This is a genomic window from Algirhabdus cladophorae (assembly GCF_044772865.1).
Lineage (GTDB): Bacteria > Pseudomonadota > Alphaproteobacteria > Rhodobacterales > Rhodobacteraceae > Algirhabdus > Algirhabdus cladophorae.
Window position 1 is genome coordinate 2,588,799 of record NZ_CP173029.1, and the last position, 25,000, is coordinate 2,613,798.

At 55.3% G+C, this 25,000-nt stretch carries 29 protein-coding genes and 1 other RNA gene; 9 read left to right on the plus strand and 21 right to left on the minus strand.

Features of this window, described 5'->3' with window-relative positions; genetic code table 11:
* Complete coding sequence (locus tag ACIRQ6_RS12415; protein ID WP_420860919.1) at positions 1 to 744, minus strand: YebC/PmpR family DNA-binding transcriptional regulator; 744 nt, start codon at positions 742 to 744, stop codon at positions 1 to 3.
* A gap of 144 nt (positions 745 to 888) precedes the next feature.
* On the opposite strand from ACIRQ6_RS12415, the gene ACIRQ6_RS12420 reads away from it, so the two are divergent.
* The 3 genes from ACIRQ6_RS12420 to ACIRQ6_RS12430 are packed head-to-tail and all read left to right on the plus strand — an operon-like array spanning position 889 to position 3,434.
* Positions 889 to 1,257, plus strand: a complete 369-nt coding sequence (locus ACIRQ6_RS12420) for a hypothetical protein (protein ID WP_420860920.1) — start codon at positions 889 to 891, stop codon at positions 1,255 to 1,257.
* A complete protein-coding gene (locus ACIRQ6_RS12425; RefSeq protein ID WP_420860921.1) occupies positions 1,254 to 1,628 on the plus strand; it encodes a VOC family protein in 375 nt (124 codons plus the stop codon). The genes ACIRQ6_RS12420 and ACIRQ6_RS12425 overlap by 4 nt, the downstream gene beginning before the upstream one ends.
* A gap of 24 nt (positions 1,629 to 1,652) precedes the next feature.
* Complete coding sequence (locus tag ACIRQ6_RS12430; RefSeq protein WP_420860922.1) at positions 1,653 to 3,434, plus strand: SLC13 family permease; 1,782 nt, start codon at positions 1,653 to 1,655, stop codon at positions 3,432 to 3,434.
* A gap of 123 nt (positions 3,435 to 3,557) precedes the next feature.
* On the opposite strand, the gene ACIRQ6_RS12435 is transcribed toward ACIRQ6_RS12430, so the two are convergent.
* Genes ACIRQ6_RS12435 through mgtE form a run of 5 tightly spaced genes read right to left on the minus strand, consistent with a single transcriptional unit; the run spans position 3,558 to position 9,035 of the window.
* Positions 3,558 to 5,339, minus strand: coding sequence for an SLC13 family permease (locus ACIRQ6_RS12435; RefSeq protein ID WP_420860923.1), 1,782 nt, complete (start codon positions 5,337 to 5,339; stop codon positions 3,558 to 3,560).
* A complete protein-coding gene (locus ACIRQ6_RS12440; protein ID WP_420860924.1) occupies positions 5,336 to 6,250 on the minus strand; it encodes a DMT family transporter in 915 nt (304 codons plus the stop codon). Before ACIRQ6_RS12440 ends, ACIRQ6_RS12435 begins: the two co-directional genes overlap by 4 nt.
* Complete coding sequence (locus ACIRQ6_RS12445) at positions 6,247 to 7,056, minus strand: TIGR00282 family metallophosphoesterase (protein WP_420860925.1); 810 nt, start codon at positions 7,054 to 7,056, stop codon at positions 6,247 to 6,249. The genes ACIRQ6_RS12440 and ACIRQ6_RS12445 overlap by 4 nt, the downstream gene beginning before the upstream one ends.
* 42 nt (positions 7,057 to 7,098) lie before the next feature.
* Positions 7,099 to 7,656 carry a 5-formyltetrahydrofolate cyclo-ligase gene (locus ACIRQ6_RS12450; protein ID WP_420860926.1) on the minus strand — a complete coding sequence of 186 codons (558 nt, stop codon included), beginning with the start codon at positions 7,654 to 7,656 and terminating at the stop codon, positions 7,099 to 7,101.
* Positions 7,653 to 9,035 carry a magnesium transporter gene (gene mgtE / locus ACIRQ6_RS12455; protein WP_420860927.1) on the minus strand — a complete coding sequence of 461 codons (1,383 nt, stop codon included), beginning with the start codon at positions 9,033 to 9,035 and terminating at the stop codon, positions 7,653 to 7,655. The genes ACIRQ6_RS12450 and mgtE overlap by 4 nt, the downstream gene beginning before the upstream one ends.
* Positions 9,036 to 9,133: 98 nt before the next feature.
* Between mgtE and guaD the strand changes: the two genes are divergently transcribed.
* Positions 9,134 to 10,426: a guanine deaminase gene (gene guaD, locus ACIRQ6_RS12460; protein ID WP_420860928.1), complete on the plus strand. Its 1,293-nt coding sequence runs from the start codon at positions 9,134 to 9,136 to the stop codon at positions 10,424 to 10,426.
* Here guaD and ACIRQ6_RS12465 read toward each other — a convergent pair.
* The 4 genes from ACIRQ6_RS12465 to ACIRQ6_RS12480 form a co-directional block, all read right to left on the minus strand.
* On the minus strand, positions 10,423 to 10,818 hold the full coding sequence (locus ACIRQ6_RS12465) for a CAP domain-containing protein (RefSeq protein ID WP_420860929.1): 396 nt from the start codon (positions 10,816 to 10,818) through the stop codon (positions 10,423 to 10,425). The genes guaD and ACIRQ6_RS12465 overlap by 4 nt on opposite strands.
* An 87-nt stretch (positions 10,819 to 10,905) precedes the next feature.
* On the minus strand, positions 10,906 to 12,240 hold the full coding sequence (locus ACIRQ6_RS12470) for an 8-oxoguanine deaminase (protein ID WP_420860930.1): 1,335 nt from the start codon (positions 12,238 to 12,240) through the stop codon (positions 10,906 to 10,908).
* On the minus strand, positions 12,233 to 13,021 hold the full coding sequence (hisN, locus tag ACIRQ6_RS12475; RefSeq protein ID WP_420860931.1) for a histidinol-phosphatase: 789 nt from the start codon (positions 13,019 to 13,021) through the stop codon (positions 12,233 to 12,235). Before hisN ends, ACIRQ6_RS12470 begins: the two co-directional genes overlap by 8 nt.
* Positions 13,022 to 13,169: 148 nt before the next feature.
* Positions 13,170 to 13,541, minus strand: a complete 372-nt coding sequence (locus ACIRQ6_RS12480) for a helix-turn-helix domain-containing protein (protein ID WP_420860932.1) — start codon at positions 13,539 to 13,541, stop codon at positions 13,170 to 13,172.
* A gap of 310 nt (positions 13,542 to 13,851) precedes the next feature.
* Between ACIRQ6_RS12480 and ACIRQ6_RS12485 the strand changes: the two genes are divergently transcribed.
* Positions 13,852 to 14,811 carry an NADPH:quinone oxidoreductase family protein gene (locus ACIRQ6_RS12485; protein ID WP_420860933.1) on the plus strand — a complete coding sequence of 320 codons (960 nt, stop codon included), beginning with the start codon at positions 13,852 to 13,854 and terminating at the stop codon, positions 14,809 to 14,811.
* 126 nt (positions 14,812 to 14,937) lie between these two features.
* Here ACIRQ6_RS12485 and ACIRQ6_RS12490 read toward each other — a convergent pair whose 3' ends face one another.
* Positions 14,938 to 15,792 carry a LysR family transcriptional regulator gene (locus ACIRQ6_RS12490; RefSeq protein ID WP_420860934.1) on the minus strand — a complete coding sequence of 285 codons (855 nt, stop codon included), beginning with the start codon at positions 15,790 to 15,792 and terminating at the stop codon, positions 14,938 to 14,940.
* Positions 15,793 to 15,915: 123 nt separating this feature from the next.
* Between ACIRQ6_RS12490 and ACIRQ6_RS12495 the strand changes: the two genes are divergently transcribed.
* Complete coding sequence (locus ACIRQ6_RS12495; protein WP_420860935.1) at positions 15,916 to 16,125, plus strand: DUF1127 domain-containing protein; 210 nt, start codon at positions 15,916 to 15,918, stop codon at positions 16,123 to 16,125.
* Between the two features lie 169 nt (positions 16,126 to 16,294).
* The gene (locus tag ACIRQ6_RS12500; protein WP_420860936.1) at positions 16,295 to 17,014 is read left to right on the plus strand and encodes a Bax inhibitor-1 family protein; all 720 of its coding nucleotides are present in this window, start codon (positions 16,295 to 16,297) and stop codon (positions 17,012 to 17,014) included.
* A 107-nt stretch (positions 17,015 to 17,121) separates the two neighbouring features.
* Here the strand turns inward: ACIRQ6_RS12500 and ACIRQ6_RS12505 are convergent, their stop codons facing one another.
* The 10 genes from ACIRQ6_RS12505 to ACIRQ6_RS12550 all read right to left on the minus strand — a co-directional run bounded on the left by ACIRQ6_RS12505 (position 17,122) and on the right by ACIRQ6_RS12550 (position 23,376).
* On the minus strand, positions 17,122 to 17,610 hold the full coding sequence (locus ACIRQ6_RS12505; RefSeq protein ID WP_420860937.1) for a GNAT family N-acetyltransferase: 489 nt from the start codon (positions 17,608 to 17,610) through the stop codon (positions 17,122 to 17,124).
* A 75-nt stretch (positions 17,611 to 17,685) separates the two neighbouring features.
* Complete coding sequence (gene rpmG, locus ACIRQ6_RS12510; protein WP_008554190.1) at positions 17,686 to 17,853, minus strand: 50S ribosomal protein L33; 168 nt, start codon at positions 17,851 to 17,853, stop codon at positions 17,686 to 17,688.
* A gap of 134 nt (positions 17,854 to 17,987) precedes the next feature.
* On the minus strand, positions 17,988 to 18,407 hold the full coding sequence (locus tag ACIRQ6_RS12515) for a hypothetical protein (RefSeq protein ID WP_420860938.1): 420 nt from the start codon (positions 18,405 to 18,407) through the stop codon (positions 17,988 to 17,990).
* A gap of 71 nt (positions 18,408 to 18,478) precedes the next feature.
* An RNA gene (rnpB, locus tag ACIRQ6_RS12520) (RNase P RNA component class A) lies at positions 18,479 to 18,842 on the minus strand.
* A gap of 17 nt (positions 18,843 to 18,859) precedes the next feature.
* Positions 18,860 to 19,444, minus strand: a complete 585-nt coding sequence (locus ACIRQ6_RS12525; protein WP_420860939.1) for an N-acetylmuramoyl-L-alanine amidase — start codon at positions 19,442 to 19,444, stop codon at positions 18,860 to 18,862.
* Between the two features lie 83 nt (positions 19,445 to 19,527).
* Complete coding sequence (locus tag ACIRQ6_RS12530) at positions 19,528 to 20,427, minus strand: hypothetical protein (RefSeq protein WP_420860940.1); 900 nt, start codon at positions 20,425 to 20,427, stop codon at positions 19,528 to 19,530.
* Between the two features lie 35 nt (positions 20,428 to 20,462).
* Entirely contained in the window at positions 20,463 to 21,944 is a 1,482-nt protein-coding gene (gatA, locus tag ACIRQ6_RS12535; RefSeq protein WP_420860941.1) for an Asp-tRNA(Asn)/Glu-tRNA(Gln) amidotransferase subunit GatA, read from the minus strand.
* Entirely contained in the window at positions 21,944 to 22,231 is a 288-nt protein-coding gene (gatC, locus tag ACIRQ6_RS12540) for an Asp-tRNA(Asn)/Glu-tRNA(Gln) amidotransferase subunit GatC (protein WP_420860942.1), read from the minus strand. The genes gatA and gatC overlap by 1 nt, the downstream gene beginning before the upstream one ends.
* 33 nt (positions 22,232 to 22,264) lie before the next feature.
* Positions 22,265 to 22,927 carry a ceramidase domain-containing protein gene (locus tag ACIRQ6_RS12545; RefSeq protein ID WP_420860943.1) on the minus strand — a complete coding sequence of 221 codons (663 nt, stop codon included), beginning with the start codon at positions 22,925 to 22,927 and terminating at the stop codon, positions 22,265 to 22,267.
* Positions 22,927 to 23,376, minus strand: coding sequence for a nucleoside deaminase (locus tag ACIRQ6_RS12550; RefSeq protein ID WP_420860944.1), 450 nt, complete (start codon positions 23,374 to 23,376; stop codon positions 22,927 to 22,929). Before ACIRQ6_RS12550 ends, ACIRQ6_RS12545 begins: the two co-directional genes overlap by 1 nt.
* Positions 23,377 to 23,419: 43 nt before the next feature.
* Here ACIRQ6_RS12550 and ACIRQ6_RS12555 point away from each other — a divergent pair, with 43 nt between their 5' ends.
* Both ACIRQ6_RS12555 and ACIRQ6_RS12560 read left to right on the plus strand, forming a co-directional pair.
* Complete coding sequence (locus ACIRQ6_RS12555) at positions 23,420 to 24,208, plus strand: pseudouridine synthase (protein WP_420863906.1); 789 nt, start codon at positions 23,420 to 23,422, stop codon at positions 24,206 to 24,208.
* A 71-nt stretch (positions 24,209 to 24,279) separates the two neighbouring features.
* Positions 24,280 to 24,936, plus strand: a complete 657-nt coding sequence (locus ACIRQ6_RS12560; protein ID WP_420860945.1) for a DUF2461 domain-containing protein — start codon at positions 24,280 to 24,282, stop codon at positions 24,934 to 24,936.
* Positions 24,937 to 25,000 lie beyond the last annotated feature (64 nt).

The following is a 25,000-nucleotide window of genomic DNA, read 5'->3' on the forward strand; positions in this document are numbered from 1 at the left end:
TCACTCCAGTTGCGACAAGACCTCATCGCTGGCTTCAAAGTTTGTGGTCACGCGCTGCACGTCATCGTCGTCTTCCAGCGCATCGACCAATTTCATCAGCTTGGTCATGCTGTCGAGATCCATTTCTGTGGTCATGGACGGTTTCCAGATCAATTTGGTGCTCTCAGATTCACCCAATGCGGCTTCCAGCGCGGTAGAAACCGCATTCAGATCCGTGTCAGCACAATAGATCGTGTGCCCTTCATCCGAGGAGACTACATCCTCTGCGCCCGCCTCGATCGCGGCCATCATCACGGTGTCCGCGTCGCCTACATCCGCGCCATAGGTGACTTCGCCTTTACGGTCGAACATGAACCCAACCGAGCCTGTCTCGCCCAAGTTTCCGCCGTTCTTGGTGAACGTTGACCGCACCGTCGAGGCCGTCCGGTTCTTGTTGTCTGTCATTGTTTCGACGATCACGGCCACACCATTGGGGCCATAGCCTTCATAGCGGATCTCGTCATAGTTATCGCCTTCGCCCTGTGCCGATTTTTTGATCGCGCGATCGATCACATCCTTTGGAACCGAATTTGACTTCGCTTCTTTTACCGCCAAGCGCAGGCGCGGGTTGTTGTCAGGATCCGGATCGCCCATTTTAGCGGCCACTGTGATCTCTTTTGACAGTTTCGAGAACAGTTTGGATCGCAGTTTATCCTGACGCCCTTTGCGGTGTTGAATATTTGCCCATTTTGAGTGGCCCGCCATCGGTCGCCTCCGTCATTGAATTCAGATAAGTTGAGCCATCTATAAAGGGCATCGCAGGGCAAGGACAATCCCTGCGCCGCATTTGCCCAAAGGATATTGAGCGTGGGCTGTGGACTTTGCGCCCTAGGAACTAGCTTGGCCAGTATGGACGCACTGATCTTGGTTTCTTTGCTGGTGAATGTTCTTGTGGCCGGGGCCTTACCGTTTGCTTTGCTCAATGGCACGTCAATGGATCCTGCCTATGGCGCGGACAGTCCAGCGCGGCGCATCTTGGCCTGCCTTTATGGGGCAATTGCAGCAGCCAGCATCATCGCCCTTTTGTCGGTTGTGATACTAGACAAGAAGGATTGGCTGTTGGGCATCACGGCAATCTTGCTGCCGTTCCAATGCCTCTACAAACTCGCCACATGGCCAGCGGTTGGCTTACATAACCCAGTGGTGAAAGCGAATTTAGCCATCGCAGCGCTTCATTTGGTGACACTGGGCGCTTGTGCGGACATACTTTATGGATGAGCAAGATCATTCAAATAACACCCTTTGTCTTTACCCGGTCTTTGCAGACGAGCCTGACGTTTTATAAAAAGGCCCTCGGGTTTACCTGCACCTTCCACGCCGACAATTACGCCTTTGTGCAAAGGAATGGTAAAGGCCTCCGCGTGATCGAAGTGGATCCAGACGCCGATTGTGGTGAGCAGATGATCTATCTGGATTGCGATGACGTGGACGCCGTCTACAAGCAACTAAAACCACAGCTCGATCTGCTGCCCAAGGGACGTGTGCGCGCACCCTTTGATCAACCCTACGCTCAGCGCGAGTTTCACGTGCATGATCCCGATTTTTGCTTATTGCTTTTTGGCACGGCCATTTCCCCCTCCACATCCTGATCCGGCCCCGCTACATCTAGGGTCATGACACCTGATCAAATCATCCTGTTTTCGCTCTTTGGCGCCGTCTTTGGCATGCTGTTATGGGGCAAGTTTCGCTACGACATCGTGGCATTCACTGCCCTCATGCTGGGTGTTGTCCTTGGCGTGGTCCCCACAAAGGATGCATTTGCAGGGTTTGGCCATCCCGCAACGTTGGTGGTTGCATTGGTGTTGGTCGTGTCTGCCGGTTTGGTCCGCTCAGGGGCCGTATTTTTGATCACCCGCACCTTGGTGGATGCCTCGCGTAAACTGGGGGCGCATATTGCCCTGATGGGGGCCATTGGTGGCATTTTGTCGGCCTTTATGAACAACGTAGCCGCCTTGGCGCTGCTGATGCCTGTTGATATTCAAACCGCGCGCAAAGCGGGCCGCGCCCCGGGCCTCAGCCTGATGCCGCTCAGCTTTGCGACGATCCTCGGGGGTATGGTCACACTGATCGGTACACCGCCCAATATCATCATCGCCAGCATTCGCGAAGAAAGCCTTGGCGCGCCTTTCAAGATGTTTGATTTCGCTCCTGTCGGTGGAGTGACGGCAATCGCAGGCTTGATTTTTGTAGCCTTTATCGGCTGGCGGCTGATCCCGGTGCGCACAGGCGATCATCAAAACAGCGATCCCATGGCCGACTACGCCGAATACATCGCCGAACTCACTGTACCCGCTGGTTCGAAACACGTGGGCAAACGCGTGCGCGAACTTTACGAGGCCGCTGACAAAGCCGATGTCGCGATCCTCGGCCTCGTGCGCGAGGGAAAGCGCCGCTACGGCACCTCGCAAAACACGATCATCCAAGACGAAGACGCACTGGTGATTGAGGCAACCCCGGACGCACTGGATGAATTTCGCGCCGCTCTCAGCCTCGATTTTAGTGATGCCAAGCGCGAGGAGCTGTTGCGGGCCGAGGGCGACGGCCTGACCGTCATCGAAGTGGTGGTCACAGACCAGTCCCGCATCAATGGCAAAACGGCCCAATCCATTGGCCTGGCATGGCGTCAACGCACGGTTATGATGGGCATGTCGCGCCAAGGCAAAAAGATCAAAAGCCAAGTGCGCAAAACCGTGGTCCACACTGGCGATATCCTTTTGCTGCTGGTGCCCATGGACAGCGCCGACGATGTAACCGAATGGCTAGGATGCCTGCCTTTGGCGGATCGCGGTTTGGCTGTGACAGAAGACAAGAAAGTCTGGCTGGCCATTGGCCTGTTCGCCGCCGCCGTGGCTGCGGCCAGCATCGGGTTGATCTATCTGCCCATCGCTTTGGGCCTTGTGGTTGTGGCATTCGTGCTGACCAAGATCATTCCGCTAGCCGAGGTCTACGATCACATCAACTGGCCCGTGGTGGTCCTTCTCGGCTCTATGATCCCGCTTGGGGCAGCCTTAGAGACCTCAGGCGGTACAGAACTCATTGCAGGCACCTTGGTGGGCCTCACTCAAGGCCTTCCCGCTTGGGCGATCCTGACTGTGCTCATGATCGTAACCATGACGCTCTCGGATGTGCTGAACAACACCGCCACTACAATCGTGGCCGCCCCAGTGGGCATCCAAATGGCGCAAAGCCTGGGCGTTTCACCCGACCCCTTTCTTATGGCCGTGGCCATCGCTGCTTCCAGCGCGTTCCTTACACCCATTGGCCACAAAAACAACACGCTGATCCTCGGCCCCGGCGGCTACGGATTTGGCGACTACTGGCGTATGGGCCTGCCTTTGGAAATCCTCGTTGTCGCTGTCTCGATCCCCTCGATCCTGATCTTTTGGCCGCTGTAAAGGTTTCTTTTTTCCTCAAATACTCTGGGGGTGAGGCGCGTAGCGCCGAGGGGGCAAAGCCCCCCAGACCCGTTCATTGAACCGCCTCCGTCCGCAAGCGGGGATCATCCAGACCTCAAAGACCTAAAGCGGCCAGATGAACGGAATAACCGCACTGGCTAAAAGCCCTACAGACAAGTTCAACGGGATCCCAACTTTGCAAAAATCCGTAAACTTATAGCCGCCCGGGCCATAAACCAGCATATTGGTCTGATAGCCGATGGGCGTGGCAAAACTGGCCGAGGCTGCGACCATAACAGCCACCACCAAGGGGCGCGGATCGATGCCCATCGACCCTGCCAAGCCTATTGCAATCGGCGCTACAACCACGGCAACTGCATTGTTTGAGACCAGTTCGGTCAACACAGAGGTCAGTAAGTAAATCGCCCAGACAATCAAGAACGGCGGCAGACCGCCCAACCACGGGGCAATTGCTTCAACGATCAAGCGTACAGCACCCGAGGCCTCAAGAGCCGCTCCAATCGCCAACATTGAAAAGATGAGCGCCAGCAATCGCCCATCGACCATGCCAAAGGCCTCGTCGGCGTCGATACACTTGGTCACCAAAACCAAGGCCACGGCCAAAACTGACAAAAGGAAGATCGGGGCCACACCAAAGGCCGCCAATCCCACAATCCCCAACAACGCCAGCAGCGCAATCGGCGCACGGGTCCGGCGGAACGCCCGCGCGCTTGGTTGACTGACATCCAGCAGATTCATCTCTGCTGCCAACCGCTGAATATCCTCTGGCGCACCTTCCAACAGCAGCGTATCGCCGACGCGCACAATCAAGTCATCCAAGGCCCGGCCAATGTTCTGATCGCGCCTGTGGGCCGCCAAAGTATAGACCCCAAACCTCCGGCGCAAACGCATTGAGCCCAGCGAACGACCGACCATTTTACACCCTGGCGTGATCAGAACTTCGACTGTGCTTGTTTCCACCGCCGACACCTGATCGACCCGCTTGAGGCTTTTGGTGGCCTGCAATGATAGCAGTTCAGTCATGGCTGTGCGCAACACAACGCGGTCGCCCACTTGCAACGTGACCCCCGCCAGATTGCGCCGCAACGAAAGATCGCCGCGCACCACATCGATCAAACGTACACCTTCACGTTTGAACAATTGCACCGAGTTCACTTCACGCCCGATCAAATTGCTTTCAGGCGGAATAATCGCCTCGGAAAAGAATTTTTTCTTGGACTTATCTGACAATAGCCCTGCCATACTGGTCCTCTCGGGCAATAGATACGGCCCGATGAAGCGCAGATAGATCATCCCCCAGATGACCAATAAAATGCCCAAAGGCGTCACTTCAAAAATTGAGAACGCAGCCAATCCGTTGGCCTGTGCCACCCCATCAACCAGCAAGTTGGTCGAGGTCCCAATCAGCGTCAAAGTGCCCCCAAGGATTGCCGCATAACTCAACGGGATCAGCAATTTCGACGGCATTACGCCCAGTTTGGCCGACAGTTGCACAAAGACAGGGATCATCACGACCACCACGGGGGTATTGGACACAAAGGCCGAGGCTACAATCACCAGCAGGATCAAAGCGCCCACCGCCAGCACGGGTTGGGTCTCGACCCTTGCTTCTGCGGCTTGGGTGAACCATTCCAAAGCCCCGGTGCGCACCAGTGACCCCATTACGATAAACATTGCCGCAATGGTCCAAGGCGCCGGGTTTGACAATGCGGCCACCGCTGCATCATAGGGCAGCACGCCCAAGATCAGCATCGCCGCAACCCCAGTGATCGCCACGACTTCGGTGGGGAATACTTCGCGCAGGAACAACAAAAACATGCCGGCCACAACCAGCAAGGTCAGCACGGCTTGGGTGGTTTGGGAAAACTCGAAAAACGCGCTCACTGGTAGGCGTCCTCCTGATCAGAGGAACTGCGTGGCTGGACCAAAAACAGCCCGACAAACATAATCAGCATCGCTAACCAGAACGTGTTTGAATATGTCTCAGACAAAATAACCATGGCCCATAATACTCCAAAACCCGTCGCCAAGTAACTGACTTGGATTGCAAAAACCGATCCCGCCCGTCCGATCAGCCAGAAATAGCACACATAGGCTGCAACATGGGCCAGCGAACTTGCTACAATTCCTAGATCAGCCACCCCATAGCCGGGCAAAGGGCTAATCCATTGGCCAGTTGCCAGCGTAACAGGCACCATGACAATTGCACCCACGACGGAGGCGCCCAAAAGCGTTTGGATTGGATCAAGGCCGTAGGTGCCCCAGCGCGCGATCACATTGCCCTCAAACGCATAAAATAGCGGGGCGATCAAGGCGAGCGGAATGAACCAAATCATCGCCGGATCTGGCAGGCTGGCCTGCGGCAGGATCAACACCAAAACTCCGACCATTCCGAACACAAGACCGCCTAGACGGGTCACAGAAAACTTGTCCAATCCCCACCAAAGGGCCACTGGAAAGGCCATCATTGGGATCAAAGACAACAATATTGAAACTATGCCTACAGGCAGCACGGCAATGGCCTGATAACTGGCGCTGTTGGGAAATATTGTCCCGATCAGAGCGATAAGCAGGTAAAATTTCAACTGCACTGGTCCGAGTGGCAACCTCTTGCCGCGCAGAATGTTGATCGCCCCCAGACACAGGGCCCCAATCACAAATTGCCAAAAAATGATCCCAAAGTGTTTGTATCCCGTGCTGACGGCGAGTTTGGCCATCGGTTGGCTAAACCCCCACGCCGCCCCCATGGCGATCAAAACGCCGAACAAAAAGGCCCGCTCGACGCGCGGTGTCATGGCGTTGCTTGTTCCAGACGGCCGCCGTAGCGGATCATCTTGGTCGTCACGGCTTTGCCCGTGGCATCATCGGTTTCCACAAACAACCCCGACAGGGTCGCCGCGCCAGTTGCAGGCTGGAAACGCCCCTTGGACATGCCCGTAACAAAGCGCGTCATAGGCTCGACCTTATCCATACCGATTACTGAATTGTAATCGCCACACATGCCTGCATCGGATTGAAACGCCGTACCTTTAGGCAGGATTTGTGCATCGCCTGTGGGCACATGGGTATGGGTGCCAACAACAACACTGGCGCGGCCATCGCAAAAATGCCCCATCCCCATTTTTTCCGATGTGGCCTCACAATGCACATCCACCAAGATTTGCAACTGACTGCTCAGCCTGTGCTTGTTCAGGATTGCATCGATGTGGGAAAACGGATCATCAAAGGGCCGCTTCATAAAGACCTGGCCCAAGACTTGGGTCACCAGAATCTTCTTGCCGCGTGCCGTTGTGAAAATAGCTGCACCACGCCCAGGTGCCACTTTGGAAAAGTTCAGCGGACGAATGATACGCGGTTCTGTTTCGATAAACTGCATCATGTCGCGCTGGTCGAACGCATGATCCCCGAGGGTCAGACAATCGGCCCCTGCGGCCAGCAATACTTTGGCGTGCTCGGTCGACAGGCCCATGCCATTAGTCGCGTTCTCACCGTTGACCACGACAAAATCCAACGCCCATTCACTGCGCAGTTGGGATAGATTTTCAGTAAGGGCCGCGCGACCGGCTTTGCCAACCACATCGCCTAAAAATAGAATTCTCATGGGCACTGAGTAGGCATAGGCGATCAGCGGGGCAAGAGGGGTTTAGCCAAAAGTCAAAACGCGGCTTTGAGTGATCATCATATCCAAAGGCTGATCCGTGGCTTCGGTGGGCACGGCGTCGACCTCTTGCTCATCAAAGGCAAATCCAACCGCCAGTATTGCCCCTTTAGTTTTCAACCCCTCGATGGAGCGGTCATAGAACCCGCCGCCGTAGCCCAAGCGATTGCCAGAAGCGTCCCAAGCCACAAGTGGCAAGATCACGATCTGAGGTGTAGTGAAGGTGGGATCCTGCGGGATCTTGGCCCCGAAATCCCCGTCGACCATCGCGATATCAGGCTCCCACAGGGCGAATTTCAGGGGTAATCCGGCCCTTTGGATCACCGGCACAGACACCTCGCCATAAGCAGATTGTTCGGCCATAGCCGCCAGTGGGCTGATTTCCGTGTTGATCGGCATATACCCCGCAGTGGGAACGCTGCGATGCCCTGCTAGGAACTCGGACAATAGCGCCGACTGGCCCGCGAGCTGCGTCTCGAAGACCTGTTTGCGCGCGGCAAAGGCCGCTTTGCGGGTCGATTTCTTTTGGCCGTCCAAAGTCATAGTAAAACAACCACTGCCAAGCCCAAAAAGGCAAAGAAACCGACCACATCCGTCACAGTCGTCACAAACGCCCCTGAGGCCAGCGCAGGGTCGATGCCCAGCTTTTCCAGCACCACAGGAATGCCAGTGCCCGCGAGTCCGGCGATCACCAAATTGACCACCATGGCCACGGCCACCACACCCCCCAACAGGGGCATAGAGAACCAGACCGCGCCAATAATTCCCATAACAACTGCGAAAATAAGCCCGTTGATCAGGCCCACCAGCGCCTCACGTCGGATCACGCGCCACACGTTCGAGCCGGTCAAATCTTTGGTCGCAATAGCGCGCACCGCCACGGTTAGGGATTGTGTGCCCGCGTTACCGCCCATGGAGGCCACAATCGGCATCAGAACCGCCAAGGCCACCAGTTGCGCGATCGCCGCCTCAAACTGGGCAATCACCAATGAGGCAAGGATGGCGGTGACCAGATTGACCGCCAACCACGGCAGGCGCTGTTTCGTTGTTTCCACGACGCGGTCCGACAGTGAGCCTTCGCCAACACCCGCAAGGCGCAACAAATCCTCTTCTGCCTCACCGTCCAAAACTGCCATGGCGTCATCGATGGTGATCTGGCCAACCAGCCGTTCATCCGCATCGACCACAGGCGCCGAGATCAAGTGGTATTGGTTGAAAGCATAGGCAACTTCTTCTTCGTCTTGGTCCACTGGGATCGTGCGAAAGCTGTCTTCAGTGATCGACGTTAATAGCACCTCACGCCGCGAGCCTAGCAGCTTGCCCAAAGTCACGTAGCCCACGGGTTTCAAACGCGGATCCACAAGGATCATGTGATAGAACTGTTCCGGCAAATCATCTTGATTGCGCAGAAAATCAATCGCTTCGCCAACGTTCCAATGGGACGGGGCCATGACGACCTCGCGCTGCATCAAACGGCCCGCAGATTCTTCCGGATAAGACAGGGCCTGCTCGACTGCGACGCGGTCTGCATCGTCCAAAGCGTCCAACACTGCCTCTTGCTGGCTGTCGTCCAAATCCTCGACCAGATCCACCACATCATCGCTGTCCAGATCACGCACGGCTTCGGCCAATTGCGCCGGTTCCAGCATGTCGATGACGTCTTCGCGCAGGTTTTCTTCCAGTTCGGACAGAACATCGCCGTCCATACCACCGCGCCACAAGGTCAGCAGGCCTGCGCGTTTTTCTTCGCTGATCTGTTCAAAAAGATCGGCCACGTCTGCTGGGTGCAAGGGATCCAACACGCGGTGCAATTCTTCGGCATCGCGGTTTGCAATGCTGTCCAACACGCTTTGCACCAAATCTTTGGCCAAAGCATAGGCGCCGTCGTCGCGCTGTTCGGAAATTTGGATGTCGTCTGCCATCTCGCACCTCGCTACCCCCTACCTAGCAATTTGGATATGCAAAGCACAGAGGGGAAATCGATGATTTACCCTCAGCGCATTTCGGCCTAAAAACGCATATGGCTCAGCAATTTTTACTTCTTGGTCAAACGCTTGAGTTTATGACTTCACCGTTTGAAACGCCCCCTGAGGACGCCGCGCGCCATCGCACCCATGGGGCAATTTTGGTGAGAGACGGCAAAATCATGGCCGTTGGTGAGGCGCCCGAGCTGACGGCGGCCCATCCGCAGGTGCCGCGGATCGAAATGGGGGACAAACTGTTGCTGCCGGGCTTTGTCGACGCCCATATGCACTACCCGCAAACCCCAATGATCGCCAGTTGGGGCAAACAACTGATCGATTGGCTGAACACCTACACGTTTCCGCAGGAGGCCAAGTTTGGCGACCCAGATTATGCCCGGACCGTGGCTGACACGACCCTCGATCTGGCGTTGGACAACGGCACCACAACACAGGTCAGCTATTGCACGATCCATCCCCAAAGCGTGGATGCTTATTTTGCGGCTGCCGCCCAGCGCAATATGGCCGTGGTTGCAGGTAAGACCTGTATGGACCGCAATGCGCCCGAAAATTTGCGTGACACCGCCCAATCGGCCTATGATGACAGCAACGCTTTGCTGTCCAAATGGCACGGCGTGGGGCGGGCGAGTTACGCGATCACCCCACGGTTTTCGCCCACGTCAACGCCAGAGCAACTAGAAGCATTAGGCGCGCTGTGGGCCAAGCACCCGCAATGCCTGATGCAAACGCATCTGTCAGAACAATTGGCTGAAATCGACTGGGTCCAGTCGCTGTATCCTGATGCCCGGGATTATCTGGACACCTATGAGGCCTTTGGCTTGTTGGGCGCGCGCGGTGTTTATGGTCATGCCATTCATCTCAGCCCGCGCGAAGTGGACCGTCTTTCTGAAACCGGTGCAGGCCTTGTGCATTGCCCCACATCAAACACATTTATCGGATCAGGTTTGTTTGACATGGCGGGCCTTGTTGCGCGCCATATCCCTGTTGGGCTGGCCACAGATACCGGCGGCGGATCCAGCTTTTCAATGCTACGCGTAATGGCGGCCAGTTATGAGATCGGGCAACTTAACGGCACGGCCCTGCATCCGGCGCAATTGCTATGGTTGGCCACGCAGGGCTCGGCAAATGTTTTGCATATGGGCGATCAAATTGGCGGGCTTCAGGTGGGATCCATGGCCGATATCGTGGCTTTGGATTTGGCCGCAACGCCAGTGATTGCCCAACGCCGTGCAATGGCGAACAACATTTGGCAGGCCTTGTTTCCAACAATCATGATGGGCGATGACCGATCTATAGCAGGCGTGTGGATTGCCGGGGAAAAGGCGCGCTAACAGCGGGCTCCCATAACCAAAACCCACACTGTGCCTGCCTGCGCAAACCCGTATTCGCGAACTGTTGGGTCAATCATGTTCTTTAGATGCCCCGGCGAGGCAAGCCATGCGTCCATAACTTCGGTCTCAGTCCGCTGCCCCTTGGCAATGTTTTCAGAGATGCGGCTGTAGCAATAGCCGGCCCGGTCCACGCGGTTTGGCAAAGTGCTGCCCGAGGGGCTTTGATGGGCAAAATAACCTTTGGTTTGCATGTCTTGCGCATGAGCTCTTGCCGCAGATCCGAGCTGTGCATTTACAGCCATCACCGGAAGGCCACGCTTTGCCCGCTCTGTTGCGAAAAGAGCGTTGAAACCACCACCCGGTTGACCGGTTTGCACAGACGGTGCGCTCATTTTGACAACGGGTGCGGATGTGGAATTAGAACATGAAAAAAGGACAAAAACAGCCAATACCATCAATATACTGCGTATTTGCGTCATTCAAACAAGTCCTTTAACGGCTGATGCCGCCTGCGAGATAAGGCCACAAAGATCTACAGTGACCATTCGGCCCTGCGCAACAACAGGCCTGCCTTCCACAAACAGATCACGGACTTTTTGCGGCCCAGCCAGCACCAACGCGGCAGGATCCCAAGAGCCTGCATTTTCAATTTCGCGCCCTGACCACACGGCGATGTCCGCGCGTTTGCCTACAGCTATTGCCCCACAATCCGACCGGCCAAGTACAGCTGCCCCGCCGCGCGTTGCAAGCTCCAGCGCATCATAGGCCGACATTGCGTCGGCGCCGTTTTGAACCCGTTGCAACAACATGGACTGCCGCGCCTCACCGATCAAATTGGCCACATCATTACTGGCTGATCCGTCCACGCCTAGGCCCACAGGTACGCCCGCTGCGCGCATCTGGACAATCGGTGCAATCCCGGATCCCAAGCGGCAATTAGAACAAGGGCAATGGGCGACACCAGTTTTGGTGCGGGCAAAAAGATCGATCTCGGCGCTGTCTAGTTTGACACAATGGGCATGCCATACGTCCGAACCGGTCCAGCCCAGATCCTGCGCATATTCGCCGGGTCTACAGCCAAATTTCTCGAGACTGTAGGCTACGTCCTCGTCGTTTTCGGCCAAATGCGTGTGCATCATCACACCCTTGTCCCGCGCCAGCAGGGCCGCATCACGCATTAACTCGCGGCTCACAGAGAACGGCGAACATGGTGCTACCCCCACACGGCACATCGACCCTTCGCTTGGGTCATGGAACGCATCAATCACGCGAATGCAGTCGTCCAAAATATCCGCTTCGGCCTCGACCAGATCATCAGGGGGTAACCCTCCTGCGCTTTGTCCAATGCTCATGGCGCCACGGGTGGGGTGAAACCGCAATCCCACCTCAACGGCTGCCTCGATCGTGTCTTCTAAACGTGCACCGTTGGGGAATAAATAAAGATGATCCGAGCTGAGGCTGCAGCCCGACAAGGCAAGTTCAGACAGGCCCAGCATCGCAGAAAGACGCATATCATCTGGGCCGAATTTTTGCCAAATAGGATAGAGAGTTTGTAACCAGCCAAACAAAAGCGCGTCCTGCCCGTTTGGAACTGCGCGGGTCAACGTCTGGTACAAATGGTGATGCGTGTTCACTAATCCGGGCGTCACGATACAGCCGCTTGCGTCGTGAACACGGGCCTCGGGCACTGTCAGGTTTGGTCCAACAGCTGCGATAACCCCGTCCCTAATCAGGATGTCCGCGTCTGATAACTGTTGGCGGTCATCTGTCATACACAGCACGGTTTGTGCGTTTTTTATCAGTATTTCAGTCATTTACATACTGCGCCAGGATGTCCAGTGCGGCTTTGTGCTGCTCTTGGCTTGCGGCTGCAACAACCCGCCCACCATTATGAGCGGGGCCTCCAGACCAGTCAGTTACAATACCGCCTGCGGCCTCAATCAGCCCTATGGGGCCACAAATATCGTAGGCTTGCAAACCAGCCTCGATAACCAGATCAATATGTCCCGCAGCCAAAAGGGCATAAGCATAGCAATCCATGCCGTAACGGGTCAGTTTGCATTTTTCAGCGACCGCTTTGAACGCGGCACCATCAGTATCCGTTCCAACCTCGGGAAATGTTGTAAAGATCGTGGCCTGTTCTAAAGGGCGATCGCCTAGGACCTGTAACGTCGCGGTCCCGGCTGGGCCAGCGACCTCGGCCGCACCGTCAAAACCGATGAAGCGTTCACCGATATAGGGTTGATCGATAAGTCCCAGCAAAGGCCCGTTCGCATCATTCAACGCAATCAGCACACCCCAAGTTGGCGTGCCGCTGACAAACCCGCGGGTCCCGTCGATTGGATCCAAAACCCAAGTCAGGCCAGTTGTCCCATCTATAGTGTCAAATTCCTCGCCGAGGATGGCATCATCGGGCCGATGTTGGGCCAAAACGGCCCGCATGGCCTCTTCGCCTGCACGGTCAGCTTGGGTCACAGGATCGAAACCGTTCGCCTCTTTTGACGTGGAAACCAGGGTTTTGTCACGAAAGAACGGGAGGATTGCAGCGCGCGCCGCATCTGCCATCATATTTGCTGTGGCGACTAGGTTGTCCATATTCGGATGACGCATTTTCCCAAAGTCCTTTGCCTAGATTACCTTTCCGGTAGCCTCTGCTCTGCGCTGGGTCAAGCACCTCCCAAACACAACAAAACCCGCCGAGGGATGATCAGCGGGCTTTGCTATGGTGGCAGTCTCTGGAGGCTTACGCGGCTTCAGAAAGCACCCGCGCCAAGTCAAACAACCGGCGGCGTTGATTTTCAGGCATAGCATAATACGACCGCAACAATTCCAGCGCTTCCTTATCGGTCAAAACGTCGCCTGGCAGCTTTTCTACGTTTTGAACGGCTGGGTCGCCCTCAGCAAGACCTTCGAAAAAGAAGCTGATAGCCACGTCCAGCGTATCTGCAATGTCCCAAAGACGCGATGCAGAGACACGGTTCATGCCAGTTTCATATTTCTGAATCTGTTGGAATTTGATCCCAACTTTTTCGGCAAGTTGCTGTTGGGTCATACCCAACATCCAGCGACGGTGGCGGATACGTTTCCCAACATGGACATCAACTGGATGTTTCATTCGTACATTCCCTTACTAAGTGACGAGTTAGACTTCGCATAAAAAACCCTAGGTTGCTAGATAAAATAACGGAAAATTCACGTAAAACCTGGATTTCAATGTAAATTTCACGTAAACATCTGTTTTATTGTGATTTTTCTGTGAAATCTAACGTCAATTAATACCTCAAAAACGGGATCAGAATGCCGTTTAATACCCCATAACGTGTTTGACGTTACGTCACTTCAGGCTGCAAATTCACGTGGTTTTGGCTTTTCTTTTTGGGAATCGTCCCGCATTTTCACGCGACTCAACCGGGAAAGGTTCCACTATGCAGGCGTTTCAAGTCACCACAATCGGCAGCCCACCATCACTGACCACAATCAGCACCCCGACCCCGCAATCGCATCAGGTGCGCGTCGCGATCAAGGCATGCGGGCTGAACTTTGCGGATCTGCTGATGGTCAAGGGTCAATATCAGGAAACGCCAGCTGCTCCGTTTACACTGGGAATGGAGGTTGCCGGGATCATCGACGCCGTCGGCGATCAAGTCTCGGATTGGGCTGTTGGGGACCGCGTTGTGGTTTTTGGCGGCAGCGGCGGCCTTGCCGAATTTGGAGTGTTTGATGCGAAAAACTGTATTTCCCTGCCTGATACTGTCTCCTTTGAACAGGGTGCCGCTCTTTTGGTGGCTTATGGCACAAGTGAACTGGCCCTTAATCATCGCGCTGCCTTGCAACCGGGAGAGACACTTTTGGTCCTTGGTGCGGCAGGCGGCGTGGGACTGACAGCCGTTGAACTGGGCAAGAAAATGGGCGCTAAGGTTATTGCCTGCGCACGCGGCTCTGACAAACTGGTCGTGGCCAAAAATGCAGGAGCCGATCACCTTATTGATAGTGACAGCGAAGACATCACAGCCCGCGTGAAGGATCTCGGCGGCGCCGATGTGGTTTATGATCCCGTTGGCGGGGCACAATTTACAGCGGCGCTGAAAGCCACCAAACGTCATGGGCGCTATTTGGTGATAGGCTTTGCCAGTGGTGATATTGCGCCAGTGCCGGCCAATATCATCCTCGTGAAAAACATCGCAGTGCTGGGGTTCTATTGGGGCGGCTATCTGAGTACGGCTCCTGTCCCTTTGGCAGACAGCCTCAAGCGGGTTTTGAACTGGGCTGGCGCGTCGCAGATCCACCCGCATGTGGGTCACACAGTACCATTAGCCAACGCTGCAGAAGGTTTAGAGCTGCTTGCAAGCCGTCGTTCAACAGGAAAAGTCGTTGTCACGCCCTAAGGGCATCTCAATCAAAACGAACCACCCAAACCTTGGTGCATCCGTTGTAGGGCCGCGCTGTGCGCCAGCACAGCGCGGCCCCCTAGCGACCCCGACAGGGGGCGCAAAGCCTTCAATTCTGGTCAATTACAAAGCACCATAGGCCGCGTTTATCTGCTGACATAATGCATCAAGGATAGGGTTGGCCTCTAAACCTGCACGATACATGTTGATCTGCATCGAGGTCAGTTCCGGCAAGTCCCCACTGTGAACGATACGTTCGAAATATTTAGGCTCGGTCCCTTCGATCATTGTATGCACAGCCAAATCAGCGCTGACAGTGGCCTCGATGGTCCGGGTTGAGTTGCTTTCGACCGCCATTTCCCAATCGATCCCCACGTCATCCAGCGCCTTCTGGACACCGGCACGGAAAATACAGTTCCCTTCATAAGCCAACCGCAACGGGCGGCTGCGATAGGCTTGGCCTTCTGGTGCGCCGACCCAAATCAACGGCACAGTTTGTAATGTCACCCCACCCGCATCACAGTTTTCTTCTGTGGTCAGGATCACATCCACTTCGCCTCGCCCGAATTGGGCTTTCAGTTCGCGGGTGAATGACGAGATAAGCTGAACTTTAACCCGCGGAAAGTTAGCCGAAAATTGCCGCAGAACCTGCGGAATGGCCGGGTACACAATGTCATGAGGCACACCCAAAGTAATTTCGCCCTCAAAGATATCGCTGGTCAGGCGCGAATAGGCTTCGTCATTCAGGCGCAGCATGCGTCGCGCATAACTCAACAGCTGTTCCCCCTCCGACGTTAACGCAATGGTGCGATTGCTGCGGTCCAGCAGGGATATCCCCACGCTGTCCTCAAGACGCTTTAACTGCATCGACACTGCAGATTGCGTCAGGTTCAAAAATCCCGACGCCTTAGTAACCCCGCCCACATCAGCCACAGCCACAAAAGACCGCAAGGCTGTCATATCTAAATTTCGCGCCATATCACAATTCCTGATGTGTTACCTGTTAATCATTCATTTTTAATATGCCGGGCTTTGCTCCACATATCAAGCAACATGATTCAACATCAACAACATATCACAATTCAACGAAAGGACGCTTCCATGTCAGCCCTTGATCTTTTCTACCCTGCCCGCACCACCTCGTCACAGCGCAACCTCTCGATTTTCAGCCTGTTGACCCTGCACCGCAGCCGCCGCGCCTTGGCTCAGCTTGATGCCCGCCAATTGGCTGACGTCGGGATTTCAGAACAAAACGCACGCGCAGAAGCCGCACAGCCGGTCTGGAATGTCCCAAAAAACTGGCGGATCTAAGCAATACCCCGCCAAAACGATCCAAATTAGGAAAATGCGACAGAAAACCTCAGGAAAATAGTCGAAAACCCGGCGGTCTTCCTTGAAAATGTCGCTTTTCCTGCCAATATCTTTAGCAATACGACGCATCCGCGTTCGTGCGCTTTGGAACCAGTTTTGGAGACTTGAAATGGCAGACTATCAAACGATCCGCACAGGCGCTGCCACGCAGGCCGCCGCGATCGACGAGGGCCTTCGCGCCCACATGAACAAAGTATACGGCACAATGTCCGTAGGCTTGTTGTTAACTTTCCTCGTGGCTTGGGCCGCAGGCACCAATGAAGCGATGATTTCGACCCTTTTCACAGGGATGACCCGCTACATCGTGATGTTTGCACCGCTGATCATGGTTTTCGCCTTTGGTGCAATGATCAACAAACTGTCCGCCGCTGGCGCGCAGCTGTTCTTCTACGCCTTTTCTGCCGTAATGGGCTTGTCGATCAGCTACATCTTTGCGGTCTACACCGGCATTTCGATTGCTCAGGTGTTTCTTGTGACCTCGATTGCATTCGGTGCGCTTTCCTTGTGGGGTTATACCACAAAGAAAGACATCAGTGGCTGGGGTAGCTTTTTGTTTATGGGCCTGATCGGCATTATCGTGGCGTCGGTGATCAACATCTTCATCGGCTCCCCTGCTATCATGTTCGCCGTATCAATCATCGGTGTTCTGATCTTTGCCGGCCTGACAGCCTATGACACCCAGCGGATCAAAACCGACTACATCGCACACGCCCGTCACGGCGATAGCGAATGGTTGGCAAAATCTGCGATCATGGGCGCGCTTAGCCTGTACCTGAACTTCATCAACATGTTCATGATGTTGCTCAGCCTGTTTGGCAACCGCGAGTAATCACAGGTCTAACCTGACTATATCAGGCCCCGCCGGAGCGATCCGGTGGGGCTTTTTCTTTTGGCAACGACACCCCAAACCACCAACCACGTTCCACAGTAAGGTCGCTAAGGAAGGTCACGCTCCATCCGCAGCGCAGGGAACGAAATCCCCCCCATCAGCGTGACATCCATAGGCCCCACGGTCTGAAAGCCTTGGGATTGATAAAACCGTTCTGCTGTGAGGGTCGACCAGCATTCCATTTTCGTGCAACCGGCCTCTTGTGCCGACTGGAAACTGGTCTGCATCAATACCCCTGCAATGCCTTGGCGTAAATAATCCAGATCCGTCACAACATGCCGGATGTGGCCTAGCGTTGGGTCAGATTTGTCTGGCGTCCAGCCCCCTGCCCCCACCAAATTTCCGCCGTGTGTCAGAGCGACATAGTAGGTGCCACAGCGCATCAATTCCGGACGCGCCCGACTGATCACAGGTATAGCCGTGACTAACACCGACGGCGCATAATCCGCCTTAAGCAATGCAGGATAGGTCCGTGCCAAAAGCGCATCAACCTGGCTGGTATCAGCGGGCGTGCCGGGCCGGATGGTATAGTCCATGAACAGATGCCTCCAAAACGCAAAAGGCCACGCGCAATGCGTGGCCCTCAAAACTCTAAGCTGTTGACGTAAGGCTTACTTGATTTTGCCTTCTTTGTACTCAACGTGCTTGCGGACCACTGGGTCATATTTCCGCACGACCATTTTTTCGGTCATTGTGCGAGCGTTCTTTTTGGTCACATAGAAGTGGCCTGTGCCTGCGCTTGAGTTCAGGCGGATTTTGATTGTGGTTGGCTTCGCCATATCATGTCTCCTGTCGCAGGGCAGAGATCGCCCGCTGAATTCCTTGAAGTCTGCCTTTTAGAGGGTGGACGCGCGCTGTCAACCGGATTCGCTGCCAAGATCCGTACCGTAAGGCAGATTGCGATTTGATTTTTTCAATTTTGCTTTGCAACCCGCTGAACGGCAATAAAAACATAGGTTTCTGCAAGGCGAGCTTTGTCTTTTAAGGAAACCGAAATCTGCGCACGGTTTAAGTCATAAAGCCGCTGATCAAAGCTATCGGGATGGTTGACCGGTGCTCTTTGTGGCGTCGCTGTTACGGATGGCCAGCATGCCTCCACGTTAAAAAGCAGATCAGAAAAGGCCGCCTCTGCCCCCGGACTGCGGTAATCATAACCCCATCCACAATGAAAAACCGCAACGCCTGAAGGGTCCTTTGATGTTTGGCAAAAAGTTGCTCCCTCGACAGTTGTTGCGCTTTGAAATTGATCCTCTTGTACGAGGCTCACCAGACGCTTCAGCGCATCACAATCTACTAAAGCAGCAGCGGGTTGAGCTGCTACAAAGGTCAACATTCCAGTCAGGAGACCGGCAAAAAGGGGGCATTGCATAGTGCAACACTACCATTGAATAGGAGAGGATACATGAAAAAGGACGGCCTATAAGCCGGATTCTGTTCACGGGCGGACCCGATCGAGGATCATTCATCTCAAGACGCTGTTACCAGCGCCCCTCTAGCTGCCAACCCGAACGCTGGGACAAAAGCCGCCCACAAATAGCGTTCCTATTTGGCATTGCTCCTGGTGGGGCTTGCCGTGCCGCTTGCATTGCTGCTTGCGCGGTGGGCTCTTACCCCACCGTTTCACCCTTACCAGCCCGAAGGCAGGCGGTCTGTTTTCTGTGGCGCTTTCCCTTGGGTTACCCCAGCCGGGCGTTACCCGGCACCATTGCCTTTTGGAGTCCGGACTTTCCTCGGGGGGCGAACCCCACGCGATCCTCCGACCGTCCTTTTCATGTGAGAGGCGGCTTAGCCCGCGTCTGGGATTGGGTCAACCGGGTATGCCGCGGCCAAAGCCTGCATTAGGGCACGGTCTGAAGGTTCTTCGGGACCATGGGACTTTGGTCGAAACCGAAGGCGGAAGGCCTCAAGGGTATAGGGGGTAATCGGATATCCGAATGCCGCAGCCGCCCGATCAAAGGCTGGACCGTCCTGTTGATCCGTGGTGGCCCAAACCGACAGGCCCGCTGCGGCCAGATCTTGCCAATCGAACATTGCCCCGGGATCCGATTTGCGCCCGGGCGCCATATCAGAATGGCCGATCACCCGAGACGGCGGGATATCAAAGCGGGTCATCAGATCCCGCAACAGCGCCTTGAGACAGTTCATTTGCACCTCTGTAAAAGGTACTTGGCCGTTGTTGTCCAACTCGATCCCGATGGAATGCGAGTTGATATCGTCCAATCCGCCCCAACTGCCAACACCTGCATGCCACGCTCGCATCTCGTCTGAGACCAGTTGATAGAGGGTACCAGTGCTGCAAATCAGGTAGTGTGCAGAGACTTCAAATTCAGGATCACAGAGCCGTTCTAACGCCAGTTGGCTTGATGCCATGGCCGTGTAGTGCAGCACAATCAGTGAGGGCGTGGCCCCGTTCTTACGCGGCCCAAAATTTGGCGAGGGATACCCGACCGGTGTCAGCGGAACGCACGGCGGAACGGCGCCGGATCCCAACTACAGGCAAAGCCATCGCCATCGATGTCCAGTGCATTGCGATCCCTTTGGGGACCTCCTGCTGCCAAAAACGCCTCTTGGGCCAAATCAGCCGATGGATAAGCCGCACAGGCGCGTGCATGCTTGGCCCGCAAATTAAAGCCTGTGCGCCTATAGACGGCTTGGCCACGGGCATTGCGGGTCTCAAGGGCGTATTTCACGATGTTTGGCTCATTGCCACCAGTGCGGGTCGGCAAAGCGGTGGGTTGGACCACTTGATATTGCTCGCGTTGTTGGCGCAGGCGTTCGGCATTGCCTTTGATACTGTCACGCTGACTAACGGCATTAAAGTCATTCTCGTTCGAAATGCCAGCCGTGTTGACCTGAACCACCTCTGGCGCAGGATTGGACGGGCTGGCCTGAACAGGTGCCACACCAGAATTTGCCAAAGCTGCCTGGGTTTGGGCCGCGATCTCGCGGGCGTCATCGGCGCTACTGGTAGCGCTGGAATTGGCGGAGGTTTGCACGGGCAACGGTTGGCGCACAGGCTGCGATGTTGCGATTTGCGGCGCTGCGGCTTGAGGCACCGATGCGCCTGCCTGTTCACGAGCCTGTTGGGTCGCACTCACAGTTTCAGTGGACAAAACGCGGCTGGCTGGCGTTAGAGTCGTTCCGGTGACTTCGGGCGCTGCCGGAACAGCTGTGACTTGCGCCGCTGCTTGGGCGGCAATAGCCGCCTCGCGTTGCCGCTGGGCCTCTAGATATGCGTCGTAATTATTGAACCCGACCCCCTGCCCCACAGGCACAGGTGCACCACTGTTGGGAACCGCAGGATCACAGCCTGCAAGACCAAGGATCATCGCCCCAAATATAAAAAACCGCATGTCTGCCCACTTTTGCTTTTATCTTTTTAGGCAGTTTACCACCATTTTTCAGGCTTCGCTACAAAACCTGCCGCACGTTCCAGTGAATAGGCAGAATTCAGCAATTCGGCTTCTTCCCAAGGACGTCCGATCAATTGCAAACCAAGTGGCAGCCCAGTGCTATCAAGGCCGGCTGGCACCGCAATTCCAGGCAGCCCAGCAAGGTTTACAGTGACCGTAAAGACGTCGTTGATATACATCTCCACAGGATCCGCATTTTTCATCTCGCCCAACCCAAAAGCAGATGTCGGGGTAGCAGGGGTCAGGATCGCGTCGATGCCGTCGTTGAACACGGTCTCGAAGTCTTGCTTGATCAGGGTGCGAACACGGCGAGCGCGGTTGTAATAGGCGTCATAGAATCCAGCGGATAGGACGTATGTGCCGATCATCACGCGACGCTGCACCTCTGGGCCGAAACCCTCGGCGCGGGTTTTTTCGTACATCTCAGTGATGCCGTCACCTGCCTCCAACTTTGCGCGGTGGCCGAAACGCACACCGTCATAGCGGGCAAGGTTTGAGGACGCTTCAGCGGGGGCAATCACGTAATACGCAGGCAGCGCGTATTTCGTGTGGGGCAGGCTGATGTCAACGATCTCGGCACCCGCGTCACGCATCATCGCTTGGCCATCTTGCCACAGTTTTTCGATTTCCGCAGGCATGCCGTCCATACGGTATTCCTTGGGGATACCTATCTTTTTGCCTTTGATATCACCCGTCAAAGCCGCCTCAAAGTTTGGCACGGGCAAATTAGCGCTGGTGCTGTCTTTGGCGTCATAAGAACACATGGCTTCCAGCATTATCGCCGCATCGCGCACGTCTTTGGTCATGGGGCCTGCTTGGTCCAGAGACGAAGCAAAAGCCACAACGCCCCAACGCGAGCAGCGCCCGTAGGTGGGTTTGATGCCAGTGATGCCTGTGAAAGCAGCAGGTTGGCGGATCGAGCCGCCCGTATCGGTGCCCGTTGCTGCCAAACACAAATCAGCGGCCACAGCCGAGGCAGATCCCCCGGAAGAGCCGCCCGGTGTAAGGTTGCGATCGTCCACTTTCCATGGGTTAATCACATCGCCATAGGTCGATGTTTCGTTCGAGCTGCCCATGGCGAACTCGTCCATGTTCAACTTGCCCAACATCACAGCGCCTGCATCAAACAAGTTTTGCGTGATCGTGCTTTCGTATTCAGGTTTAAACCCGTCCAAAATGGCCGAGGCCGCTTGGGACGCAACACCTTTGGTGCAAAACAGATCCTTGATGCCCAGCGGGATGCCACACATAGCCGGCGCATTGCCGGCTGTAATGCGTGCATCTGCCGCCTTGGCCTGCTCCATCGCCAGATCAGGCGTGTTGTGCACAAAAGCGTTCAACGCGTTCGAGCCTTCGACGGCCGCAAGACACGCGGCTGTCAGTTCGGTCGAGGTAATTTCGCCTGCGCGCAGTTTGTCCCGAGCGGCAGCAATGGTGAGCGTGTTTAGATCAGACATTATTCAACCACCTTTGGCACGGCGAAAAATCCTTCGCGGGCATCTGGTGCATTGGCCAGAACCGCCCCCTGCTGATCCCCGTCGGTGACCACATCTTCGCGGCGAAACAAACGCTGGGGGGTGACGGACGTCATCGGTTCAACACCTTCAACATCCACCTCATTCAGTTGCTCAATAAAGCCAAGGATATTGCTAAACTCTTGGGCCAATGCAGGCAGCGCGTCGTCTTCAACTTTGATCCGCGCCAGTTTGGCGACACGGGCGGCGGTTTGGGTGTCGATGGACATCAAATAACTCCGGATAACGTGGTTATATGGCGTTTACCCAAGCTGGCCCTTATGGGCAAGACGATCCCGCCGGTAAACTTCGATCATCCAACCCAACATCACGGCATTCAAAATATGCCACAGGAAATGCGTGCCATGGGGGACCGCATGGCAGAGCGGCTCGTCTATTGTACGGAACGTGAGGGAGAGCAGTAAAATGCCTGCACCAATGACCAATCCACGGGCGACGTGTGGCAAACGGTTGCGCAAAAGGAAAGCATAGGCCAGCAGAAGGATCGGGACAGGCATATAGGCAGCCGAGTAGCCGAGGACCCCAAGCGCGTCGAAAACAGGCACCACAAGGCTGGAAAAAGGAATGTAAAGTGCTGCCCCGATGGCCGCTGCCCACCATTGCAGTTCAAAATAATGCAAGTTCGCCACAAAAACGTAGATCAATATATACGTCAGGATCGGCAATACATCTGCCGCCGAGGCCCACGCTGTGGCGTAGGTATGAAAAAGGAAGGACCCTACCCCAATCAGTGCCAGATTGATGATCAAAACCCACGCCAGCGGCGCAGATTGCCATCGCATACGCCATGCCATGATGACGGCGGCGATGACAAAAGCCAGATTGGTCACTGCATTGATCGGCTCGGCCCAAAAGGTGAAATCAATCCGTTCGCAATATCCGTCGAATTGTTCCATCCAATCCATCAGCGTTTTCCTTTGAAAAAGTCCTTGAGCAGCGCCTCGGAGGCCTGTGCATCAATCCCGTCGTACACTTCGGGGACGTGGTGGCATTGGGTATGGTTGAACACTTTGGGGCCTTGGATCACGCCCCCGGACTTCGGATCCCCTGCCCCGAAATAGAGCCTTGCGATACGGGCATTGGAAATGGCTGCCGCGCACATTGGGCAGGGCTCAAGCGTTACATAGAGATCGCAGCCCTTCAGACGTTCTTGCCCCAGCAAGGCACAGGCGGTGCGGATCACTTGGACCTCTGCGTGGGCCGTAGGGTCATTGAGTTCACGGGTGCGATTGCCGTCTGCCGCCAGAACTGCGCCATCCGGCCCGATTAAAACGGCCCCCACAGGCACTTCGCCACGTTTGGCGGCGGCGCGGGCCTGCTCCAAGGCCATTTGCATATGGGTGTTAAACTGCATGGCTCTTATTGCGCCCAAGCCCGTGATCTGGCAAGGCCTGCCCATGGATGATCCAAACAAACCCGCCCAAACTGCAGAACGTATCGCCAAAGTGATGGCCCGCGCCGGTATCGCAAGCCGTCGCGCAGCCGAACGCATGATCGAAGCGGGCCGTGTCACAGTGAACGGCAAACTGCTGGCTACGCCTGCATTTACAGTGACTGCTGCGGATAAGATTGTTGTGGACGGCAAACCTGTGGGCACCCCTGACGTGCCGCGGCTTTGGCTTTATCACAAGCCGTCTGGCCTTGTAACGACGGAACGGGATGAAAAAGGCCGGACAACGGTTTTTGACGATTTGCCTCCCGAGATGCCGCGCGTGATGAGCGTCGGTCGCCTTGATCTGACCTCAGAAGGGCTGTTGCTGCTGACGAATGATGGTGAGATCAAGCGCAAGCTAGAGCTGCCCAGCACCGGTTGGCTGCGCAAATACCGTGTGCGGATCAAAGGATCGCTGTCCGAGGCCAAACTGGATCAGCTACGGGCGGGTATCGAAGTGGACGGGATGAAATACCAGCCCATGGATGTCACCTTTGATCGGCAACAAGGGGCCAATGCATGGCTGACGGTGGGCATTCGCGAGGGAAAAAACCGCGAAATTCGCAAAACCATGATGGCATTGGGTGTGATTGTGAACCGGCTGGTGCGGGTCAGTTACGGGCCGTTCAAACTGGACAAGTTAAAGGCCAGCGAGGTTGAAGAGGTCAAGCAACGGGTTGTCAAAGACCAACTTGGGCTAAATCAAGAACCGAAACTGAAACCAAAACGAACACGCAAACCGACCCGGCGTTAGGGGGCGTTGCCCCCTCGGTCTAACGACCTCACCCCCGAGTATTTTGCGAAAAAAGAAATGAAGGGGACACGATGGACGGTTTTACCCAGATGATAGACGCAGCGAATGAGTTTTTCCTTAAGCTGCGCGAGAACAACACCAAGCCGTTTTATGAAGAACACAAAGCATTCTTTATCTCGGAAGTGAAAAAACCGGCAGAGCTGTTTGCGCAGATCATGGCCGAAGAGATTTCCAAAAACATGGGGATGGGCCACACCGAAAAGGTGTTCCGAATTTACCGCGATGTGCGGTTTTCCAAGGACAAAACGCCCTATAACACGCATTTACATATCTTTTGGCAGCCTTCGGATCAGGATGAGCTGTGTCCGGGGTTCTTTTTTGCCTCAACACCCGAGCGGTTGGAATTGATGACAGGCGTGATGGGGTTTCGAGGCGAGACTCTGGCCCGGTATCGTGCCTTTATCGATAAATGGGGGGATCTGGTTGAGGATGCTATCACTGAGACCGGGGCCGAGATGCACAATTATGGGGCCGATCCCCTGAAGAAAGTGCCCAAGCCCTATGATCCTGAACATCCCCATGGGCCCCTACTGAAACGAAAGAGTCTGATCATCGGCACCTCTATCGCCCAAGACTTTCGCAAAGACGGCGTAGGGCTGGTCAAAGCGACCCGGGACGCAGTCCGACAACTCAAACCCTTCCGCGATTTGTTGGTAGAACGCCTGTAGGGTTGCGCAGTGCGGGCGCTTTGCCCTATCCCTTCGGCAAAATAACTAATTCTGAGGGACATGG

What these genes read in the sequence shown, in the direction of transcription:
- ACIRQ6_RS12415 (WP_420860919.1), bottom strand. Translation starts at nt 744, where the DNA reads ATGGCGGGCCACTCAAAATGGGCAAATATTCAACACCGCAAAGGGCGT.
- ACIRQ6_RS12420 (WP_420860920.1), top strand. Translation starts at nt 889, where the DNA reads ATGGACGCACTGATCTTGGTTTCTTTGCTGGTGAATGTTCTTGTGGCC.
- ACIRQ6_RS12425 (WP_420860921.1), top strand. Translation starts at nt 1,254, where the DNA reads ATGAGCAAGATCATTCAAATAACACCCTTTGTCTTTACCCGGTCTTTG.
- ACIRQ6_RS12430 (WP_420860922.1), top strand. Translation starts at nt 1,653, where the DNA reads ATGACACCTGATCAAATCATCCTGTTTTCGCTCTTTGGCGCCGTCTTT.
- ACIRQ6_RS12440 (WP_420860924.1), bottom strand. Translation starts at nt 6,250, where the DNA reads ATGACACCGCGCGTCGAGCGGGCCTTTTTGTTCGGCGTTTTGATCGCC.
- ACIRQ6_RS12445 (WP_420860925.1), bottom strand. Translation starts at nt 7,056, where the DNA reads ATGAGAATTCTATTTTTAGGCGATGTGGTTGGCAAAGCCGGTCGCGCG.
- ACIRQ6_RS12450 (WP_420860926.1), bottom strand. Translation starts at nt 7,656, where the DNA reads ATGACTTTGGACGGCCAAAAGAAATCGACCCGCAAAGCGGCCTTTGCC.
- mgtE (WP_420860927.1), bottom strand. Translation starts at nt 9,035, where the DNA reads ATGGCAGACGACATCCAAATTTCCGAACAGCGCGACGACGGCGCCTAT.
- guaD (WP_420860928.1), top strand. Translation starts at nt 9,134, where the DNA reads ATGGCTCAGCAATTTTTACTTCTTGGTCAAACGCTTGAGTTTATGACT.
- ACIRQ6_RS12465 (WP_420860929.1), bottom strand. Translation starts at nt 10,818, where the DNA reads ATGAGCGCACCGTCTGTGCAAACCGGTCAACCGGGTGGTGGTTTCAAC.
- ACIRQ6_RS12470 (WP_420860930.1), bottom strand. Translation starts at nt 12,240, where the DNA reads ATGACTGAAATACTGATAAAAAACGCACAAACCGTGCTGTGTATGACA.
- hisN (WP_420860931.1), bottom strand. Translation starts at nt 13,021, where the DNA reads ATGGACAACCTAGTCGCCACAGCAAATATGATGGCAGATGCGGCGCGC.
- ACIRQ6_RS12480 (WP_420860932.1), bottom strand. Translation starts at nt 13,541, where the DNA reads ATGAAACATCCAGTTGATGTCCATGTTGGGAAACGTATCCGCCACCGT.
- ACIRQ6_RS12485 (WP_420860933.1), top strand. Translation starts at nt 13,852, where the DNA reads ATGCAGGCGTTTCAAGTCACCACAATCGGCAGCCCACCATCACTGACC.
- ACIRQ6_RS12490 (WP_420860934.1), bottom strand. Translation starts at nt 15,792, where the DNA reads ATGGCGCGAAATTTAGATATGACAGCCTTGCGGTCTTTTGTGGCTGTG.
- ACIRQ6_RS12495 (WP_420860935.1), top strand. Translation starts at nt 15,916, where the DNA reads ATGTCAGCCCTTGATCTTTTCTACCCTGCCCGCACCACCTCGTCACAG.
- ACIRQ6_RS12500 (WP_420860936.1), top strand. Translation starts at nt 16,295, where the DNA reads ATGGCAGACTATCAAACGATCCGCACAGGCGCTGCCACGCAGGCCGCC.
- ACIRQ6_RS12505 (WP_420860937.1), bottom strand. Translation starts at nt 17,610, where the DNA reads ATGGACTATACCATCCGGCCCGGCACGCCCGCTGATACCAGCCAGGTT.
- rpmG (WP_008554190.1), bottom strand. Translation starts at nt 17,853, where the DNA reads ATGGCGAAGCCAACCACAATCAAAATCCGCCTGAACTCAAGCGCAGGC.
- ACIRQ6_RS12515 (WP_420860938.1), bottom strand. Translation starts at nt 18,407, where the DNA reads ATGTTGACCTTTGTAGCAGCTCAACCCGCTGCTGCTTTAGTAGATTGT.
- ACIRQ6_RS12525 (WP_420860939.1), bottom strand. Translation starts at nt 19,444, where the DNA reads ATGGCATCAAGCCAACTGGCGTTAGAACGGCTCTGTGATCCTGAATTT.
- ACIRQ6_RS12530 (WP_420860940.1), bottom strand. Translation starts at nt 20,427, where the DNA reads ATGCGGTTTTTTATATTTGGGGCGATGATCCTTGGTCTTGCAGGCTGT.
- gatA (WP_420860941.1), bottom strand. Translation starts at nt 21,944, where the DNA reads ATGTCTGATCTAAACACGCTCACCATTGCTGCCGCTCGGGACAAACTG.
- gatC (WP_420860942.1), bottom strand. Translation starts at nt 22,231, where the DNA reads ATGTCCATCGACACCCAAACCGCCGCCCGTGTCGCCAAACTGGCGCGG.
- ACIRQ6_RS12545 (WP_420860943.1), bottom strand. Translation starts at nt 22,927, where the DNA reads ATGGATTGGATGGAACAATTCGACGGATATTGCGAACGGATTGATTTC.
- ACIRQ6_RS12550 (WP_420860944.1), bottom strand. Translation starts at nt 23,376, where the DNA reads ATGCAGTTTAACACCCATATGCAAATGGCCTTGGAGCAGGCCCGCGCC.
- ACIRQ6_RS12555 (WP_420863906.1), top strand. Translation starts at nt 23,420, where the DNA reads ATGGATGATCCAAACAAACCCGCCCAAACTGCAGAACGTATCGCCAAA.
- ACIRQ6_RS12560 (WP_420860945.1), top strand. Translation starts at nt 24,280, where the DNA reads ATGGACGGTTTTACCCAGATGATAGACGCAGCGAATGAGTTTTTCCTT.